The following is an 18,070-nucleotide window of genomic DNA, read 5'->3' as shown; positions in this document are numbered from 1 at the left end:
TGAGTCAAGAATAGCCGTGATTTTCGACAATGCAAGCACCTCTGCCCCGCCTTCGAGCAGCTGCAGCCCCTATTGCCACATGCTGCCTTTTAGCTATGTCATCGTCAACCGCATTGGCCGCTTGATGTGATGGGATATGGGAATGAAACTTGCCACGTTGCGCCACAGCGACGCTCCCGAAAACACCTTTGCCGCATTGATCACCGAGGACCACTTTGTCGGCCTTGACGGGTTCCCCGATGTCGGTGCCTTCCTGGCCGCCGATGTCCAAGCGCGCACGCAAGCCCTGGGAGCCGCAGCAACCGGTGACGGGACTCCGCTTGGGAGCGCCAACTACGCCCCGCTGATCAGCAACCCCGCCAAGGTGTACTGCATCGGGCTGAACTACCGCAACCACATTGCCGAGGTCGGCAAGGAGGAACCGGAGTTCCCCACGGTCTTCACCAAGTTCGCTTCATCGCTCACCGGGGCCAACGACCGGATCGAGATCCCGGCCGAGGACCACCGCATCGATTGGGAGGGTGAGCTCGCAGTCATCATCGGTTCCCCCGGACGCCGCATCACCGAGGCCGATGCCCACAAGCACATTGCCGGCTACGCGGTCTCCAACGACGTGTCAATGCGTGGCTACCAAGGCCGAAGCACCGAATGGACGCAGGGCAAGTGCTGGGATGCCGCGACACCGTTGGGTCCATGGCTGGTCACCCCCGAGGCCTTCACCAAGGACGCTAGGATCACCACACGTGTCAATGGCGAAGTCGTCCAGGAAGACTCCACCGCCGACCTCGTCTTCTCTCCCGCAGCCCTGGTGGCCTACCTTTCGGTGTTCAACCGGTTGAGCCCCGGGGACATCATCCTCACCGGAACGCCTGCCGGCGTGGCACTGGGACGGCGCAACGGGTCCGGACGCCACCCCTGGCTCAAGGCCGGGGATGAACTGGAAACCTCCATCGAGTCCTTGGGTACCAGCCGCAACGTGTTCATCTAGGCCAAGGCTACGCGGCCCAGATACCGGCACCGGCCAAGATGGAATACGTAACACCGCAGCCAAATCCCGGTCGAGGCTCGTAGGCTATGGCCCATGACCTTTACCACGTGTGACCTCTTTGATGCCGACGAGTCCCTGCAATCGGTGTCCCTGCAATTCGAAGACCTCGGCGCCCTGGCGCGCTTCAGCGGCCCGGTGCGCACTGTGCGCTGTTACCGGGACAACGGGCTGGTCAAATCGCTGCTCAACTCCCCCGGCGGTGGCGCAGTCCTGGTGGTCGACGGTGCCGGATCGCTAGAATCCGCGCTGATGGGCGACATGATCGCGGCGGCAGCGGTATCCAACGGCTGGGCCGGCGTCGTGATCAACGGTGCAATCCGGGACCGCGCGGCGTTGGCCCGAACGGAGCTGGGCATCAAGGCGCTGGGATCCAACCCGCGCAAGAGCGCCAAGGACTCCATCGGCGCGGTGGATATCGTCGTGGCCTTTGGCGGGGTCACCTTCTCCCCCGGGGCAACCCTGCATGCGGACGAAGACGGCATCCTTGTGACTTCCTAGTCCGCACCGGTTCCCCCGCAGCCGGTCCCGGCACGGGAAAAGCGGCAAGAACCCAACATCCAGCAGCACCCCCCGCGGGAGACAAAGACGCCGTGCGAACCGGTGGCCCACTGTCCAACGACATTGCGCCGCGAGCCCTCCCGGAATAAAAAGGGCCGTTGGCCCTGTTCAACACCACAACAGGGAACCACCGAAGCCCGGGGATCCCGCCGGTCTGTACCGGACGGCCTGCAGCCGGCGGACAGATGGGCTATCCGTCTTTTCCCCCGGGCTGGCCCCACCCCACACACCAACCAAAGGAGCATCATGAAGGTCACGATCATTGGCGGACACGGAAAGATCGCACTGTTGGCAGCCTCCCGGTTGTCCGAACGCGGCGACGAGGTCCTCTCCATCGTTCGCAACCCCGAGCATGTAGGCGACATCGCAGAGCTTGGAGCCACCGCAGTGGTCCTGGATGTCGAGAGCGCGTCAGCCGCGGAACTCGCCGAGGTCTTCGAAGGCTCCGACGCCATCGTTTTCTCCGCCGGCGCCGGCGGAGGAGCCCCCGAGCGCACCTACGCAGTGGACCGCGACGCCGCCATCCGTTCCATGAACGGTGCCGACATCGCAGGGACCAAGCGATTCATCATGGTTTCCTTCCTCAATGCGGACACCGAACACCTCGTGCCCCTGGATGACCCGTTCTACCCGTACATGGCCGCCAAGATCGCCGCCGACGAGCACCTGCGCTCCAGCGACCTTGACTACACCATCCTTGCTCCGGGGTCGCTGACACTGGAGGATGCCACCGGGGCGCTGAACCCGGCACCGGAGTCATCCGCCGATTCATCGACCTCCCGGGGCAACGTCGCCCAGGCCATTGTTGCGGCCTTGGACGAACCGGCAAGCATCGGCCGGACCATCGGGTTCAGCGACGGAAACACCCCGCTGGAACGCGTCATCGGCGGCACCAGCTAAGCCGGAGGTTGCACCGGTTTCATTGACACCTACCGGCCGGTACGCGCAGGATAGGGCATACGCAATCCACCTCTGTCTTGGGAGAACCGCCGTGCACGAAGTCGTTCCGAACGCCACCCTGTCCGTCGCAGCGATCCTGGCCGAAGCCGCCAAGCGCCACCCGGAGCTACCCGCAATTACCTTGGGCGGGGCTAGCACCAGCTACAAGGACCTCTGGGACCAGACCCGCGCGTATGCCGGGGCACTGGCCGAGGCCGGGATCGGCGACGGGGACAAGGTCGCCATCCTGATCCCCAACGTCACCGACTTTGCCCGGGTCTACTATGCGGTGCTCGCCTTGGGCGCGGTGGCCGTGCCCATCCATGCCCTGCTCAAGCGCCACGAGATCGAATACATGCTCGCCGACGCCGAGGTCAAGATGATGGTGTGCGCCGCCCCGCTGCTGGGTGAAGGCGCACCGGGGGCCGCGGCCGCCGGTGCCACGGTGATCAGCGTGCTCTCCTCCCCCGAGGATAACCGGTTCGCCCGGCTCGAGGACCTGGCCGCGGCGGCAACACCGATCAGGACCTATGTGCCCCGGGGTCCGCTGGACATCGCCACGATCCTCTACACCTCGGGAACCACCGGCAAGCCCAAGGGCGCACTGGGAACCCACTTCGCACTGGTCGAACAGGTCAACGTGCTGCTGATGAACACCTTCGACATGCGCATCGGCGACAAGATCTTTGGCGGCCTGCCGCTCTTCCACACCTTCGGGCAGACGGTGGCCCTGAATGCGGGACTGCGTGCTGGGGCCGAGATCTTGCTGCTGCCCAAGTTCACCGGGGAAGCAGCGCTTTCCATGCTGCTCGATGAGGGAGTGAACATCTTCATCGGGGTACCCACCATGTACGTGGGACTGTTGGCCGCCGCCAAGGAGCGCCCGGAACCCGCAACCGCGCTGCGCTATGCCGTCTCCGGGGGATCGGCACTGCCCCTGGCGGTCCTCGAGGGGTTCAGCGAGCACTTCGGCGCCGTCATCCACGAGGGTTACGGGTTGACCGAGACCTCCCCGGTGGCATCCTTCAACCACGTGGGGCTCGAACCGCGGCCCGGTACCGTGGGCCAGGCCATCTGGGGCGTTCAGATCGAAGTCGCGCGCCCCGAGGTCTCCGATGCCATCGAGTTGTTGGAAACCGACGAACTGGGCGAGCTGGTGGTGCGCGGGCACAACTTGTTCTCCGGCTACCTGAACCGGCCCGAGGCCACCGCCGAGGCCGTTGTCGATGGCTGGTTCCGCACCGGGGACCTGGGCACCAAGGACACCGATGGCTACATCACCATCGTGGACCGCAAGAAGGACATGATCCTGCGCAACGGCTACAACGTGTACCCGCGTGAAGTGGAGGAAGCGTTGTTCACGCACCCGGAAATCACCAACGTCGCGGTGTTCGGGGTGCCCGATGACACCCATGGCCAGGAAATCGTCGCTGCCGTGACGCTCGCCGCCGAGAGCCTGCTCGATGCCAAGGCCATCGGCGACTACGCCCAGGAACGGCTGGCTGCCTACAAGTATCCGCGGCTGATCGAGATCGTCACGGATTTCCCGCTGGGCCCCAGCGGAAAGATCCTCAAGCGTGAACTGGTGACCCGGTACGCCAAGGACTAGGCGTCCCGGCCGTTAGGGACGGGTTGCGGTGCCCATGCTGAGCGCGGATTCGAAACGGGGGGCACCGGGCAGGTAAAAGGTGTCCAGTTCCGTGACCACGAAGCCCGCCGCGTCAAGCATCGCTTCGACGCGGCGGGTCAGGTGGCAGCCACCGGCAAGCACCTTCTGCAGGGGTTCAACCCTGCGCTGGAAGCGCCGGACATTCGAATCGGGGGCCAGCCCGTGTTCCAGGAAGTGCAGTGTCCCTCCGGGCTTAAGGACCCGGGCGATCTCTTCCAGTGCAACCTCGGCATCCGGGACGGTGCACAGCGTGAAGGTGCTCAACGCAGCATCGAAGGAGGCTGCCGGCTCGTCAAGGCGCTGGGCATCTTGGGATCCGCGCACGATCGTTGTGGCGGATGAGGCGCGCTCTTTCCCCGAGAGCCGCCACGCGGTATCCGAGGGCTCGATGGCCACGACCTCGCTGACCGTCCCGGGGTAGTGGGCGATGTTGGTGCCCGAGCCGAACCCCGGCTCCAGCACCCGCCCTTCAAGCCCCGTGCAAACCCGGGCGCGCAACGGCGCCAGGGACGCGTTCGCGCAGGAGAATGCGACGAGGCGCGGCAGCACATGCTTCACGTACAAGTTTGCCATCAGGCTCCTCCCGCCGACGCGGTGCTTTGGTGATGCTCCATTCCACCAGTCTCTGCCTGCACCGTTTCGGTGGCAAGGGACGGGTGTTTGCCCAGCGGGATAGGGCACAAGAAAGGGCCGACACCCGGGCGCAGCAATGCGCCGGTTATCGGCCCCGGGCAGCCCATGGGGCCGCAGGAAGATTTAGGCGTTCCACAGTCCGTAGGAATCGGCCAGGTCGGCGATCTTCTGGGCACGTGCCAGACGCGGTAGGTAGGACCCGTCGCCCACCGAAGCACCCGCGGCGTGGGCCTCGAGCAATTCGTGGGCCCAGGACAGCTCGTCGTTGCTGGGCGAGAGTCCCAGGTTAATCTCGTCGATCTGGGTCGGAGAGAGCGCCAGCTTGCCGGTCATGCCCATGGTTGCGGTGACCGCGGAGTCGGCAAGGACCTCGGCGGCATCGGCACCGGGCGCCGGAGGTCCGTCGATGGCGCCGGGCAACTTGCCCACGCGCGAGGCGACAACAAGCTTGCCGCGGGCATAGGCCAGGGCCAACGGGTCATCGGAAACGCCGGTGTCCTTGCGGAAGTCGTTGACTCCGAAAGCCAGGCGGAAGGTACCGGGGGCCGAAGCGATGGCCGTGGCGTTCTCGATGCCAAGCGCGGATTCAACCAAGGCGAGCACCGGAGTGCCGGCCTTCAGGCGCATCGCCGTGTAGGTGACCTGCACAGGCTCCTCGGTCATGGCGAGCATGACTCCACGAAGGCCCGGTGCCTTGGAAAGTTCAGCAAGGTCCTTGGCCCAGAAATCTGTGTCGATGCCGTTCACCCGCACCCATGCCGTCATCCCGGTTGACAGTGCCTCGACCACGGCGTCGCGGGCGGCATCCTTCTTGTCGTCCGGGACCGCTGCTTCCATGTCAAAAATGACCGAGTCCGCCTCGGAAGCAAGCGCCGGGCCGAAGGCCTCTGGCTTCGCTGCGTTGACTAGCAGCCACGAGCGTGAGAGTTTTGCCGGAAGGTTAGCTGCGCGTCGATTACGGAATGCCATGGACCCAGCCTACCGACTTCGCGGGCCAAGGTACCAAACGCGAAGGCCGCAGTGTGCCTCCGCGTCGCAAAGCAACCGGGTAATCCTCGTTTGTTTCATTTCGACAGGCAGCATCCCGTGGCACCATCGGCCGGTTGGATCCCATAGGAGAGCGCACGGAAAGTTGTCGCTCGTCGAGGTCTTGAAAACGATTGCCCCACGTCCCAAGGACACTATGGGCGGTGGAGTGGAGCGCGTTGATGACGATCATCGCAGAGATATGGCTGGAGCAAACGCCAGGGGTGATGAACAGCTTGGTTCGTATTCGTCGGGAACCGCCGCATGCCTTCTTCAGGTCCATCGATTACGCCACTGCCTTGTTGCCCGGCTTCAGAAAGAGGAGGCGCCGGGCGGCTGCTCCGGCATGACAGGGAAACCTGCCCAACGCCTCCTTGCGGAAGTTCTTGCTGCGTGAACGCTATTCCGCGACGACCGCTGACTGGACCGCTGCGGAGACTGCGGGCATGACGCGTGGGTCAAGCGGCGAGGGCACGATGTGCTCGTTGGAGAGCTCGTCCTGGACCAGCTCGGCAATCGCATGTGCTGCGGCCAGTTTCATTTCCGTGGTGATCCGCCGGGCTCCGGCATCAAGGGCACCGCGGAAGATGCCAGGGAAGGCCAGCACGTTGTTGATCTGGTTCGGGAAGTCCGAGCGTCCGGTGGCAACAACCGTCGCGTACTTGCGCGCGACATCTGGCATGACCTCCGGGTCGGGGTTGGACAGCGCGAAGATCACCGCGTTTTCGTTCATCTGTGCCAGGTCTTCTTCGACGAACTTGGAGGAGGAAACCCCGATGACCGCGTCGGCCCCGTCGAGGGCCTCACGGATCCCGCCGATCAGGTTGTCCTTGTTGGTGATGGCCGCGTACTGGGCTTTGACGGCGTTGAGGTCGTCACGATCGCGGTGGATGATTCCACGCGAATCGACGATGACCACATCGCCCACACCGACGTTGATCAGGATCTGCGCGATCGCGATGCCCGCAGCGCCTGCTCCCGAAAGCACTGCGCGCATCTGGCCCAGTTCCTTTCCGGCGACCTTGGCGGCATTGATCAGCGCGGCCAGCACCACCACGGCGGTGCCATGCTGGTCATCGTGCATGACCGGGCAGTCGAGTGCCTCGATGAGGCGGGCCTCGAGTTCGAAGCAGCGCGGTGCAGAGACGTCCTCGAGGTTCACGGCCCCGTAGCTGGGGCGAAGGCGGATCAGGGTTTCGACGATTTCGTCGACATTGGTGGTGTTCAGCACCAGCGGGATGGAGTTCAGTCCGGCGAATTCGCTGAAGAGAGCGCTCTTGCCTTCCATCACCGGAAGCGAGGCCGCGGCCCCGATGTCACCCAAGCCGAGCACCGCGGTTCCGTCGGAGACCACCACGACCAGGCGCGAGGCCCAGGTATGGCTGGCTGCCAGCGCCGGATCGGCGGCGATCGCGCGGGAAACCTGGGCGACACCCGGGGTGTAGGCGATGGACAGATCGCGCTTGCTGGTCAGCGGCATGGTGCTCTTAACGGTGAGCTTACCGCCGAGGTGGGCGTCGAAGATGTCGGTTTCGGTGATGTTTGCGGCGGCGTCGAGTGAGGTGTCGATGGACATGGCTGTCTCCTTGAAAGTTCTGAAATGTATCGAAGCGAGGAACGATTCTCATGATCGTGGATGTCGTAGGTTCGTCGCAGGACCCACGTTGCAGTGGTGAACGCCTACTACCTAGCCTCGCTGTGCATTTGCCGGCCCGGGGTGTTGGCTTGCGGCGATGGTGCACTGGTCAGTACTTTCTTTAGACCGTAGGCATCAGGATACGGCACTAGGCCGCATTATCGCCACCGCTCGGCGCAACCATCACGAAATATACGCCCAAACGCCAACAGAACATCCTTGTTGCCGGGCACGGAAACATTGGGCATGCCTCCGCTGAATCGACCAACCCGTCACTCGTTGATCGAACCGCCGTCCATGGGATCCTCGGCTCAAGCGGCGGGAAACCAGTCGCTTAGTCAGACGGTTGAACCGGGCCAAGCTCACCCACAGCCGATCGGCACCGAATACGACCAGCCACGATTGACATGGAAGCGCCTGGCTATTGCCCGGGCGCGGGCACAACCTTGTAGTAGGCCTCTGCCTTGAATGATGCACCGGTCTTGTGTCGCAGCGGACCCCACCAGTCGCGCTCGAACTTGCCGACGCGGAATTCGTAGCGCTGACCCGGCTCAATATCATCGGCCAATTCCTGTTGGTTTTCGGCCGTCACTCCCCTGGCAACGGAGATAGGGCCACAATCTTCAGTTTCAATGATGACCCGGAATGGAACATACCGCTTTGACCCCTCGTAGAGGCGGGCGGACTGAACGGTACATTCAATAAACACCTGGTGGGATCTGTCGTAGATCGCCGTAGCCGGGACAACAACGATGACCCACACCAGGAAAAGCACTGGAAATGCGAGCATGAGTCCCACTTTCACCCATGCCTTGCGAACAGCTGCACGAGACCTGGGCTCCATCGGGACTCCTTGTCTGGACTAATGGCGCTCGAATGGCGGGAGAGGGCCAAGCATGTGTTTTCCCTGCAGTTTCCGAAGCAAGGAGCTGCATCAATCGTATCCATCAACCGCTACCGGGCCATCGCCAGCGGTTGACTACCCGTGGCCCGAGGGTGGGCCTGAATCACGGCAACTCTAAACAACGAACCATCGTCCCAAGGCGCAAGGAAGCCTTGCGCCGGTGGTTCTGGTCCGCTGGCCCTGCGCGGCGGGGTTGGGTCCCACAGTGACAGCATCAATCGATTGGCCCAGCTGAAGAACGACGCACCGTATACGGCAACGCCGGGCTCACCGAGAGGGTGGGCTACGAAGCGCGAACGCCCCGCTGCACGGGCGATACGACCATAAATTCGCATGCTGTTTCCGTCTTCGCAAGCTCGCGTTCTGCGCGTGGCAAGCCACCGGCAGCATTGTGGAAGTGTTCTCCTTTTTTCGGGCGGCGCGCAGGCTCAAGGCATGGCGATGTCTTTCCATGAACAGCGCCAACATCCCCTCGCAGCTTCGTGGCCTGAGTCTGGCCACCGGAGGCCGCCGCCCCCCCCTCTTTTGCGCTACATCGGGCATGATGGAACCATGTCCTCTCCAACACCGTCATTGAGCAAGGTCAGGTCCTTCCCCGCCCTTGAGAAGAAGGCCGCGGAGCGGCTCGCCACCGCCCTGGAGGAATCCGCCGACACCACGATCTTCGTCAACGGCACCACCCTGCAGTTGCCCGAGGGGGCGCATGCCGCCCTCATTGAAGTACTGCACCGCATGTCCCTCGGGGACGAGGTGAGCGTGAGCACCGTCGAGTCGTTGTTGAACACCTCGCAGGCTGCGGCAATGGCCGGGATCTCGGCTAGCTACCTGCGCAAACTCACCGACTCCGGAACCATTCCCGTGGAGTACCGCGGAACCCACCGCAGGATCCGTCCGGCCTCGGTCCAGGCCTGGCTCGATACCCGGGCGGAAAGCCCGGAGGGCACCGCCGGATAGTTCCGGGCAGCCTCCGGAAGCCACCCCACTCGATCTCTACGCTTCATGAACAAGGAAATACCGTCGGACTGCAGGCCAGCTGGTTCGGGCCCAGGTGCCTGACACCCAGACCGGGCCCGCTCGCGCCCGGCCAACGACCCATCCGCTCGATGCCCCGCCCGATCCTAAACCGAAACGCAATGCCTCCGTGCTGGTTTCGGCATGCGCCAGGCTCGTAGTCTCGAATCAGTAGCAACTTCGCTCACGGAGGAAAGCGGGAGAGCATGTTGGGAAGCCCAGCACCGTCTCGTTCACTCTTGGCGCTTGCCGCGTTCGGCTTGGCATTCACGCTAGGTGGTTGCGTTGGCGGCCCGGCCCAGGCGCCGGTCACGACCGCGGGATGCGGGACGGGCGCTGCGGCGACCACGTCCGCCGCCACCGTGACGGATCTTCCAACGAGCGCCCCGCCGACCCCAAGCGGCACCTCGGCACCCGGCCCTTCTCCGTTGGCCCCGCAGACCTCGACCACGACATCCCCGTTGACCATCTTCTACGTGGCGCTGAACGACAAGGGGCAATCGGGCCCGATGATCGGCTGCGGTGACAGCATTGTGGCCACCGGAACGCCCCCGGTTATCTACGCCAGTCAGGCTGAGGCTGCGATGAGCGACCTGATCACCGACCGGGACGCAAGGCACGGCCAGTCCGGCCTGGTCAATACGCTTTCCGACGCGCACCTCGAGTTCGTTTCCTCCTCCGTGGACGGGGACACGGTGACCGTGGAACTCACCGGGGACCTGGCCTCCGGCGGTGTCTGCGACGATCCGCGGATCGTTGCACAGCTGACCTACACCGCGATGGTTGCCGCAGGAACAGGGGAGGCAAAGGTGCTGATCAACGGCATCGAGGTCAACAAATACCTCAGCCGGAAGTAGTCCGTTGTTGACTGGTAGGCAACAAGTGTTGATAAAGTGCCGGTGTGAGCTCAATAACAGGACCCGCTACGGGCAGTGAAACCGAAATCGCCTTCGAACGCGCTGCGGCGCACGAATCGCTCTTCTCCGAGCGGGCGGCGCACATCAAGCAGTCCGCCGTCCGTGACGTCTTCGAGCTTTCCCTCGACCCGTCGCTGGTCTCGCTGGCCGGAGGGAATCCCTACCTGCAGTCCCTTCCGCTGGACAAGCTTGCGGCGATGGCCTCCGAACTGATCACGAACGAGGGGATGACCGCCCTGCAGTACGGCAGCGGAGCGGGCACGCAGGAGCTTCGGGCACAGATCTGCGAGGTGATGGCGGAAGAAGGGATCACCGGGGTCGATCCGGATAACATTGTCATCACCACCGGGTCACAAGCCGCACAGGATGTTGCCTGCAAGGTTTTCTGCAACCCCGGGGACACTGTTTTATGTGAGGACCCCACCTATGTGGGTGCACTGAACACCTTCGAGGCCTACCAGGTGCGCACCGAGCCGATCGCCACCGACGAGCACGGGCTGATCCCCGCAGCCCTGGGCCAGCGCATCTCCGAGCTTCGCGCGGACGGCGCCCGGATCAAGTTCCTCTACACGATCCCCAACTTCAACAACCCCTCGGGCATCACGCTGGCTGCCGAGCGCCGGTCGGAGATCGCGGAGATCTGCGTGGCCGAGAACATCCTCATCCTCGAAGACAATCCCTACGGGATGCTGCGCTACACCGGGGAACATATCAAGCCGTTGCGCGCCGACTATCCGGACCACGTTATCTACATGGGTTCCTTCTCCAAGATCCTGGCCCCTGGCCTGCGCATCGGCTGGGCCGTAGTCCCGACCCATATGTACCGGCGCTTCTATCTGGCTGCCGAGGCCGTGACGCTCTGCCCGGCAACGTTCAACCAGATGTTGATCAGCAAGTACCTCAAGGGCCACGACTGGCGCGGACAGATCCAGACCTACCGGGAGCTCTACGCCGCCCGTTGCTCCGCGATGCTCGAGGCCCTCGATGAATTCATGCCCGAAACGGTGAGCTACACCCGTCCGGAGGGCGGATTCTTCATCTGGGTCACCCTTCCCGAGGGAATCGACACCTACGAATTGCTGGCCAAGGGCATCGAGGCAGGGGTGGTCTTCATTCCCGGCGCAGCCTTCAGTCCGTCCGATGCGCCCAGCAACCAGCTGCGACTGGCGTTCAGTGCGGTTCCCGAAGAAAAGATCCGTGAGGGCGTCAAGCGCCTGGCCCCGGTGCTCGCCAGGGCCATCGCCGAAAACGGTGTGCGGTAGGGGGCATGCGGGCGACGTCGCCGGGAACGTGAGCGTGCGCCCAGCCCCGGAATCCCGGTTGAAAACAGGCTCAGCGAGCCTGCTCCCGGGGCGCTTGCCCCTGATTTCGTTGAAGCCGGCCAAACAACTATGGCTACGATTGGACGATGACTTTAGAGCGCTGGGAACGAATATCCGAATGGCCATTGATGATTGCCTCAATCCTCTTTCTCTTCGCATATTCGCTGCAGGTCCTGACTCCTGGCCCGGCGATCAACGGTTTCGCGAAAGTGATCGTGGTCATCACGTGGGCCGTTTTTGCTGTTGAATACCTGGTTTCCCTGGTCTTGGCACCAAAACGGGCTTCCTGGTTCTTCCGGCATCTTCCTGACTTGGCGATCGTTGCGCTTCCGGCGCTAAGGCCCCTAAGGCTGCTTCGCTTGGTGACACTGCTGAGCGTCATGCAAAGGGTCGCGGGCAACGCCCTGCGTGGACGCGTGGTTACCTATGTCGTCTCCGCCTCGGTCCTCCTTGTCTATATAGCGGCCTTGGCCATGTACGACGCGGAGCGAATGGCCCCCGACGCCACCATCGGATCGTTCGGAGATGCACTCTGGTGGGCGTTCACCACCATCACCACCGTTGGGTACGGTGACATGTCGCCGGTCACGGCCACTGGCCGGGTCATCGCCGTAGGGCTCATGATCGGTGGCATCACCTTGCTCGGGATCGTCACGGCGACACTGGCCAGCTGGCTTGTGGACAAGGTATCCGAGCAGGAACAATCCAAAACGGCCGTGACGGCGGACCATGTCGAGGCGCTGCGGCTTGAAATCGCACAGCTGCGCACCGAACTTTCCCGTCGTGCCCCGCAGGACGCCGGGTCCGAAAGTCGTTAGGCCGGCACCTCCTTACCGCTGTCCAGTCCCAGCACCCTGGATGGACCTAGGGTACATGGGCCATGATGTAGCCATGTGGTTTGGATGGATCGAGTTCGACTTATTGCTCGGCGAGGTTCACTCGCTCAAGGAAAAACGCGCCGTCGTGCGCCCGATCCTGGCCGAGCTGCGGCGCCGCTTCGAGGTTTCGGCCGCAGAGACCAGCAACCAGGACCTCCACCGGCGTGCGGGGTTGGCTGCGGGGCTGGTGGCCACGGATGCAGCCCAGCTCGTCAAGGTCCTTGACGCCGTGGAACGCCTTATCGCCCAACGCCCCGAGGTGGAACTGCTCAGCGCGCGCCGCAGGATGCATTCCTCCGAGGACCAATAGCCGCACACGGTGTTCGGGCTTAGTGGATCAACCAGGTGACAAGGCCCAGCACGGAACAGACAACAAGTAGCAGGATCGCCAGCCGCGGCCCAATCCATGCGGTGACCTCGCGTTCACTCGGTGGCGAGTCAGGCAGCCCCGCGGTCGCCGCGGAAACGGGAATGATGGCCATTTCATAGGCCAGCAGGATCCTGGAAGGCGCGAGCATCGTGGCCATCGAGGCGGTGACGTTGGAAACCGCCACGAGCTGCAGGACCGAGGACCCCATGGCCGTGGCCGCCTGCGCCTGGGTGGCAGCAAGCATGGAGTTCGCTGCGGTGTTGGATCCGGAAACGAACCCGGCCACACCGTTGATGAAAGGACCGAGCACCAGGTAGCCAGCACCGATCCCGGCGAGCGCCGAACCTAGTTCCTCGCCCATCCCGGTGGCCGCAAGCAGTGCCCCGAGGATCGTGAACCCGCCGGTAGCCACGCCCACCGGAATCCAGCTGCGGTAGGCCAGTAATGCCCGGGTGCGCAACGTCTTCCCACTGCCGCCAAGTGAGGCGGAGGCGTATTGCGCTACAAGGCAGGCGACGATGAGCCACACCCCACCACTGGTCAGCGTTCGTTGAAGCAGCGGGGAATCCATGGACGAGGTCAGGGCCCGGGCGGCGAGCAACCCGACGGTGAGCACACCGTAGGGAAGCAAGGCCAGCCATGTCGCACGCCCCGCCGGCGCGAGTGTTCCGCCGATCCTGAAGGTCAGCAGGTGCACGGCCAAGACCAACAGTGAGCCGACGATTCCGGCCGGAGGGGTCCCCATCACCAGGTTGGCGGCCAGGATCCCGGCGTTGAGCAAGACCGCGGCACCCAGCAGGTGCCCCAGCAGCCGCCCGGGATTCGGCGACTCGGCGCGCAGCACGAGCCAAGTGGTGATCGCCGAACCGAGGACCACCGGCAATGTCATCAGGGCGGAGCGGACGCCCACGTCCAAAAGCGTGAGCCCTGCAAGGTCCGCGGCCACCAAGGTGCCCGGGCCCAGTGCGCCCCATGGGACCGCAACCAATCCCAACAGGCTTAGCAACGCCGAGTGCCTCACCGAATGCCCCAGCTGCAGCAACAACGGCACACCCACAGTGACGCCGATGCCGAACCCGGTCACCGATTCAGCGAACGGGACCAGTCCGAAAACCACCAGCACGGTTCCCGCCTGCTGGTTCGAGGCGCTTTGGCGCAGCCATCGGGAAATCCTATCCATTGCACCGGTTTCTGTGGTGATGCGCGAAAGCAACACTCCGGCAAAGAGGATCAGCAGCACCTCGATGACGGTGGGACCGAACATCGCCCCGGCACCGGCAAGTTCGTCCATCGAGGTGGGGAAGAAGACAAGCGCCGAGAGCACTCCGGTAAACAGCGAGTACACGGCCATCGTGACGGCCTTCCTTCGGGCAAGGAACAACCCCATGGCCACCACTATGGGGGCGGCAGCAGCCAATGCCAGCATGCTTGGTGGTTCCTTCGCTCGGGAGACCGCGTCGATAGCCGCGCGCGGCGTATTATGCTGCGCTTGAGAATACCGGGTGTGAGCGGGAAACGACGAGTAGGTTTCATCTCCCGGAAGCCATCGGAAAACAGCTGCCCGGTCCCCCTTGCAGCGTCTTCACTGGGTGAAGCGCGGCAAGGGGGACCGGGCATTTGATCCTTGGTGGGGAGCGGAAAGGACTTTAGGCAACGCGCCGTGCAGGGGCGGTAACCCGGCCCAGGAAGAGTCCGAGTCCTGCCATGCCGATTCCCAGTCCGAAGTGCAGGATGTTGTCAGCCATGTTCACCGGGACAAAGTTTGCCGCGCTGGCCTGATCGACGAAGACACCGTAGAAACCCAGGACCAGGTAGACGATCCCACCGATGACCAAGAAACCCTTGGCCATCTTCGCGTTGCGCCACAGGCTCAGGCCAAGGACCCCGAAGAGAAGATGCACAACGTTGTGCAGCACGGAGACCTGGAAGATCCCCAGCAGCATCGCCCCGGAGTGGTGTCCCGCCATGCCGAGCATTTCGGTGTTGCTCGTGATGCCCGGGACGAACCCGAGGATGCCAACGAGCAGGAAAACCGCGCCAACGGCCAGTGCCACATATTGAAGCAGGGACCGTGTAGTGGTGATGTGTGTCGTGGCCATGAGAGTCTCCTAGTTTTATGCGAGTTCAACGCCGATGCGTTGTTGATACCAAGGATTCGGTGCCCTCGCGTCGGCGGATTGCCTGCGACCCCGCAAATCCGAACTTCTTGGCCGGCGTCCCTCGAAATCCTTGGTGCGGATCCCGCTTGGCTGCCCGCCGCTGCGAGTCCCCCGGAGCCCCGAAGCGGACGGTGGCCTTCAACAATCCGTCATGTTCTACGGTGCACAATGCCAAGGTGAGATTCTTGAGGTGCGGCGCTCCCCCGGTGTATGTAGTCAATCCGCGAAACCACGTGGCCATGCCCCGACGCCCGAAAGCCCAGGCGCGTTGGTCCCGTGCGGCAGACCGTTACTCGATCTGGCGTGGGAAGCCTCCCCGGATCAACACCTTGATCCTCGCGATCCCGACATCCACCGTGGACTGCCGGTCCATTTGAGCCGCGCTGGTTGCTTGGCTACCGTGGATCACCAACCGAACATCGGTTTGCCGCATCCCGCTCCACCCGACGAAAGTAGTCCAGCAAATGAAGATCGCCGTATACGGAGCCACCGGAATGATCGGTAGCCCGATTGCCGCCGAGGCCGCCAAGCGCGGCCACGAGGTCACCTCGGTTTCCCGCAGCGGAAGCCTGGTGCAGGGCACAACATCAAGTGCCACGGCCGAGTTCGGGGACATGCATGCCTATCGCGCGCTGGCCCGCGCCAACGACGTTGTTGTGTTCTCGGTGCCGCCGCCTCGCACCGGGGATTCCCACCAGGGGTTCCTTGACGCCCATGAAGAGATTTCCGAGACGCTGGTGCCGGCCCGCGTGTTCGTCGTAGGTGGGGCCGGTGCCACCGAAGCCGATGGAGTACGCCTCTCCGAGATCCCCGGGTTCCCAAAGGAGAACCTTGCCGAGGCCCGCACCATGGGCAAGGTCCTGGACTTCTACACCTCGGCTTCCGGCCTGGACTGGACGATGCTTGCCCCGGCCCCGGTGATCACCCTCGGTGAGCCCACCGGCTCGATCGCCTTGGGCAATGACTCCCCCGCGGGCCAGAAGGTCACCACGGGCGACTTCGCCGTTGCCGTGCTCGATGAGCTAGAGGTGCCCGAGCACCCTCACCGCCGCTTCACCGTCGCCAGCGCATAGCCGCTGTCGAGACAACGGGTGGGGTGGGACCGGGCATCCCGGTCCCACCCCACCTGCGTGCCGTTGCCGCTTCCGGTAACAATCGCCTAACGGGGCTATGACCTCGACCACACTCACCCGTCCGGGCACACCGCTGACACTAAGATTGATGGCGGTGCAAAGCCGCCGCTCCAGAGCCATCTCCGGTGCGGCGGAAGAGCGGCCCGCACCCGATTCCACTTCATCTTCAACGGTTCGCAGGAAGCAGCTACATGAGAAACCCTCGCCCCTTGGCCACTGGCCTGTTCCCGGCACTCACGGTCATGGCCGCGGCACTGGTGCTCACTGGTTGCACGCCAGCAGACCAGGCCGCCGAGTCCGGCACCGAGGCTCAGACCCCGGTCGACGGAGGAACCCTGGTCTATGCCTCGGGCGACGCCGAGCCTGCCTGCCTGGACCCGCACGTGGGCGGCAACTACCCGCAGGCCCTGGTCTCCTCGCAGTACCTGGAGTCCCTGTACACCAAGGACGCTGATGGCAAGCTGATCCCCTGGCTAGCAGAGGAATCCACCGTCTCCGATGACGGGTTGACCCGCACCGTGAAGATCCGTGAGGGCATCTCCTTCACCGACGGCACCACGCTGACCGCCGAATCCGTCAAGGTGAACTTCGAGCACCTGCTTGATCCCGAGACGGCCTCATCCACCGGCTACCTGGCCCTGGGCAAGATCGATTCGATGAAGGCCGTGGATGAGACCACCCTCGAACTGAAGCTCAAGACCCCGGACAATTCCTTGCTGGAGTCCTTCTCCATGCCGTGGGTTGCCATCGAGTCCCCCGAGGCACTGAAACGCAGCCAGGCCGAGAACTGCGCCGCACCCGTGGGTACCGGTCCGTTCAAGGTCGAATCCTGGCAGAAGCAGGAAGCGGTGAACCTGGTCCGCAACGAGGACTATGTCCGCCCCGTTGCCCTTGAAGGCAACGAGGACCCCGCACACCTGGAGGCCATCACTTGGCGCTTCATCCCCGAGGCGGCCACCCGCTACGCCGCACTGCAAGCCGGCGAGGTGCAGGTCATCGACAATGCCCAGCCCGACACCATCGCCGCCGCGGCCAAGGACCCAGAGATCGAGCACCTTGACGCACCGCGTCCCGGGGCTTCCAACCGGATAGAACTGAACTCCTCCAAGGCACCCTTCAACGACGAATTGGTCCGGGAGGCTTTCATCCACGCGGTGAACGTGGACGCAGGCATCGACTCGCTCTTCTTCGGCACCGCCCCGCGCTCCCACTCCGCGCTTTCATCCGTGGAACCACTGGGATACTCCGCCGAGTCGCTCTTCTCCTTTGACCCGGCCAAGGCCGCCGAACTGCTCGATGAGGCAGGGTGGAGCGAACGCGATTCCGAGGGCTACCGCGTGAAGGATAACAAGCGCCTCTCGCTCGCCTTCCCGGTGAGCACCAGCCAGTCGGTCCCCGCCGAGCAGTCGCTCTTTGAACAGCTGCAGGCCACGGCCAAGGAATCGGGGATCGAGATCAAGATCAACCTGCTTGATCTCTCCAGCTGGTACGGCGAGTTGGGCAAGAACGACTACGACATCGTCTCCGCCCCGTACACCAAGGTCGGACCCAGCACCCTGAGCGTGCTCTTCCACTCGGATTCCACCATCCCGGCGCCCTCGGGCTACTTCGCCAACCACGCCCAGGTCAAGGACCCGGCACTGGATGAGCTGCTGGAGACCGCGGGTTCCACCAATGATCCCGACGAGCGCAAGGACCTCTACGCCCAGGCCCAGAAGCTGGTGCTCGAGGGCCATTACGTGCTCCCGCTCTACGACCAGCAGAACCACTTCCTCTACTCGACGAACTTGAAGAACGTCGGCGCCACCACCGCGGTTGCCACCCCGACGTTCATCGACGCCTGGCTGGCGAAGTAGGCGGCATCGAA

General features: G+C 63.8%; 17 protein-coding genes. 11 read left to right on the top strand and 6 right to left on the bottom strand.

What is annotated here, in order from left to right; translation table 11 throughout:
• Window positions 1-142: 142 nt before the first annotated feature.
• The 4 genes from ABEA12_RS05415 to ABEA12_RS05400 all read left to right on the top strand — a co-directional run bounded on the left by ABEA12_RS05415 (window position 143) and on the right by ABEA12_RS05400 (window position 4,154).
• Window positions 143-988: a fumarylacetoacetate hydrolase family protein gene (locus tag ABEA12_RS05415; protein WP_210099593.1), complete on the top strand. Its 846-nt coding sequence runs from the start codon at window positions 143-145 to the stop codon at window positions 986-988.
• A gap of 93 nt (window positions 989-1,081) precedes the next feature.
• Complete coding sequence (gene rraA / locus ABEA12_RS05410) at window positions 1,082-1,546, top strand: ribonuclease E activity regulator RraA (protein ID WP_210099592.1); 465 nt, start codon at window positions 1,082-1,084, stop codon at window positions 1,544-1,546.
• A gap of 306 nt (window positions 1,547-1,852) precedes the next feature.
• On the top strand, window positions 1,853-2,506 hold the full coding sequence (locus tag ABEA12_RS05405; protein ID WP_345466841.1) for an SDR family oxidoreductase: 654 nt from the start codon (window positions 1,853-1,855) through the stop codon (window positions 2,504-2,506).
• 91 nt (window positions 2,507-2,597) lie between these two features.
• On the top strand, window positions 2,598-4,154 hold the full coding sequence (locus tag ABEA12_RS05400; RefSeq protein WP_210099591.1) for a long-chain-fatty-acid--CoA ligase: 1,557 nt from the start codon (window positions 2,598-2,600) through the stop codon (window positions 4,152-4,154).
• 12 nt (window positions 4,155-4,166) lie between these two features.
• Here the strand turns inward: ABEA12_RS05400 and ABEA12_RS05395 are convergent, their stop codons facing one another.
• The 4 genes from ABEA12_RS05395 to ABEA12_RS05380 form a co-directional block, all read right to left on the bottom strand.
• Complete coding sequence (locus ABEA12_RS05395) at window positions 4,167-4,787, bottom strand: class I SAM-dependent methyltransferase (RefSeq protein ID WP_210099590.1); 621 nt, start codon at window positions 4,785-4,787, stop codon at window positions 4,167-4,169.
• Between the two features lie 183 nt (window positions 4,788-4,970).
• Window positions 4,971-5,816, bottom strand: a complete 846-nt coding sequence (locus ABEA12_RS05390) for an HpcH/HpaI aldolase/citrate lyase family protein (RefSeq protein WP_210099589.1) — start codon at window positions 5,814-5,816, stop codon at window positions 4,971-4,973.
• A 457-nt stretch (window positions 5,817-6,273) separates the two neighbouring features.
• On the bottom strand, window positions 6,274-7,449 hold the full coding sequence (locus ABEA12_RS05385) for an NAD(P)-dependent malic enzyme (RefSeq protein ID WP_210099588.1): 1,176 nt from the start codon (window positions 7,447-7,449) through the stop codon (window positions 6,274-6,276).
• Between the two features lie 481 nt (window positions 7,450-7,930).
• Complete coding sequence (locus tag ABEA12_RS05380; RefSeq protein ID WP_210099587.1) at window positions 7,931-8,308, bottom strand: hypothetical protein; 378 nt, start codon at window positions 8,306-8,308, stop codon at window positions 7,931-7,933.
• Window positions 8,309-8,965: 657 nt separating this feature from the next.
• Here ABEA12_RS05380 and ABEA12_RS05375 point away from each other — a divergent pair.
• The 5 genes from ABEA12_RS05375 to ABEA12_RS05355 all read left to right on the top strand — a co-directional run bounded on the left by ABEA12_RS05375 (window position 8,966) and on the right by ABEA12_RS05355 (window position 12,851).
• On the top strand, window positions 8,966-9,367 hold the full coding sequence (locus ABEA12_RS05375) for a helix-turn-helix domain-containing protein (RefSeq protein ID WP_210099586.1): 402 nt from the start codon (window positions 8,966-8,968) through the stop codon (window positions 9,365-9,367).
• Between the two features lie 263 nt (window positions 9,368-9,630).
• Window positions 9,631-10,281 carry a GerMN domain-containing protein gene (locus ABEA12_RS05370; protein WP_210099585.1) on the top strand — a complete coding sequence of 217 codons (651 nt, stop codon included), beginning with the start codon at window positions 9,631-9,633 and terminating at the stop codon, window positions 10,279-10,281.
• Between the two features lie 44 nt (window positions 10,282-10,325).
• A complete protein-coding gene (locus tag ABEA12_RS05365) occupies window positions 10,326-11,603 on the top strand; it encodes an aminotransferase-like domain-containing protein (protein WP_210099584.1) in 1,278 nt (425 codons plus the stop codon).
• Window positions 11,604-11,749: 146 nt separating this feature from the next.
• Window positions 11,750-12,481: a potassium channel family protein gene (locus ABEA12_RS05360; RefSeq protein ID WP_210099583.1), complete on the top strand. Its 732-nt coding sequence runs from the start codon at window positions 11,750-11,752 to the stop codon at window positions 12,479-12,481.
• A gap of 73 nt (window positions 12,482-12,554) precedes the next feature.
• A complete protein-coding gene (locus tag ABEA12_RS05355) occupies window positions 12,555-12,851 on the top strand; it encodes a DUF503 domain-containing protein (protein WP_210102425.1) in 297 nt (98 codons plus the stop codon).
• A gap of 19 nt (window positions 12,852-12,870) precedes the next feature.
• Here the strand turns inward: ABEA12_RS05355 and ABEA12_RS05350 are convergent, their stop codons facing one another.
• Both ABEA12_RS05350 and ABEA12_RS05345 read right to left on the bottom strand, forming a co-directional pair.
• Window positions 12,871-14,337 (bottom strand): L-lactate permease, encoded by a 1,467-nt coding sequence (locus ABEA12_RS05350; RefSeq protein ID WP_210099582.1) that lies wholly within the window; start codon window positions 14,335-14,337, stop codon window positions 12,871-12,873.
• A gap of 220 nt (window positions 14,338-14,557) precedes the next feature.
• Window positions 14,558-15,010 carry a DUF4383 domain-containing protein gene (locus tag ABEA12_RS05345; RefSeq protein WP_210099581.1) on the bottom strand — a complete coding sequence of 151 codons (453 nt, stop codon included), beginning with the start codon at window positions 15,008-15,010 and terminating at the stop codon, window positions 14,558-14,560.
• Window positions 15,011-15,534: 524 nt separating this feature from the next.
• Between ABEA12_RS05345 and ABEA12_RS05340 the strand changes: the two genes are divergently transcribed.
• Together ABEA12_RS05340 and ABEA12_RS05335 are read left to right on the top strand one after the other, a co-directional pair.
• On the top strand, window positions 15,535-16,143 hold the full coding sequence (locus ABEA12_RS05340; RefSeq protein ID WP_210099580.1) for an NAD(P)-dependent oxidoreductase: 609 nt from the start codon (window positions 15,535-15,537) through the stop codon (window positions 16,141-16,143).
• Window positions 16,144-16,394: 251 nt separating this feature from the next.
• Entirely contained in the window at window positions 16,395-18,059 is a 1,665-nt protein-coding gene (locus tag ABEA12_RS05335) for an ABC transporter substrate-binding protein (protein WP_210099579.1), read from the top strand.
• Window positions 18,060-18,070 lie beyond the last annotated feature (11 nt).

This window comes from Paeniglutamicibacter antarcticus (assembly GCF_039544305.1).
Lineage (GTDB): Bacteria > Actinomycetota > Actinomycetes > Actinomycetales > Micrococcaceae > Paeniglutamicibacter > Paeniglutamicibacter antarcticus_C.
This window is presented reverse-complemented; position numbering and strand designations above follow the sequence as displayed.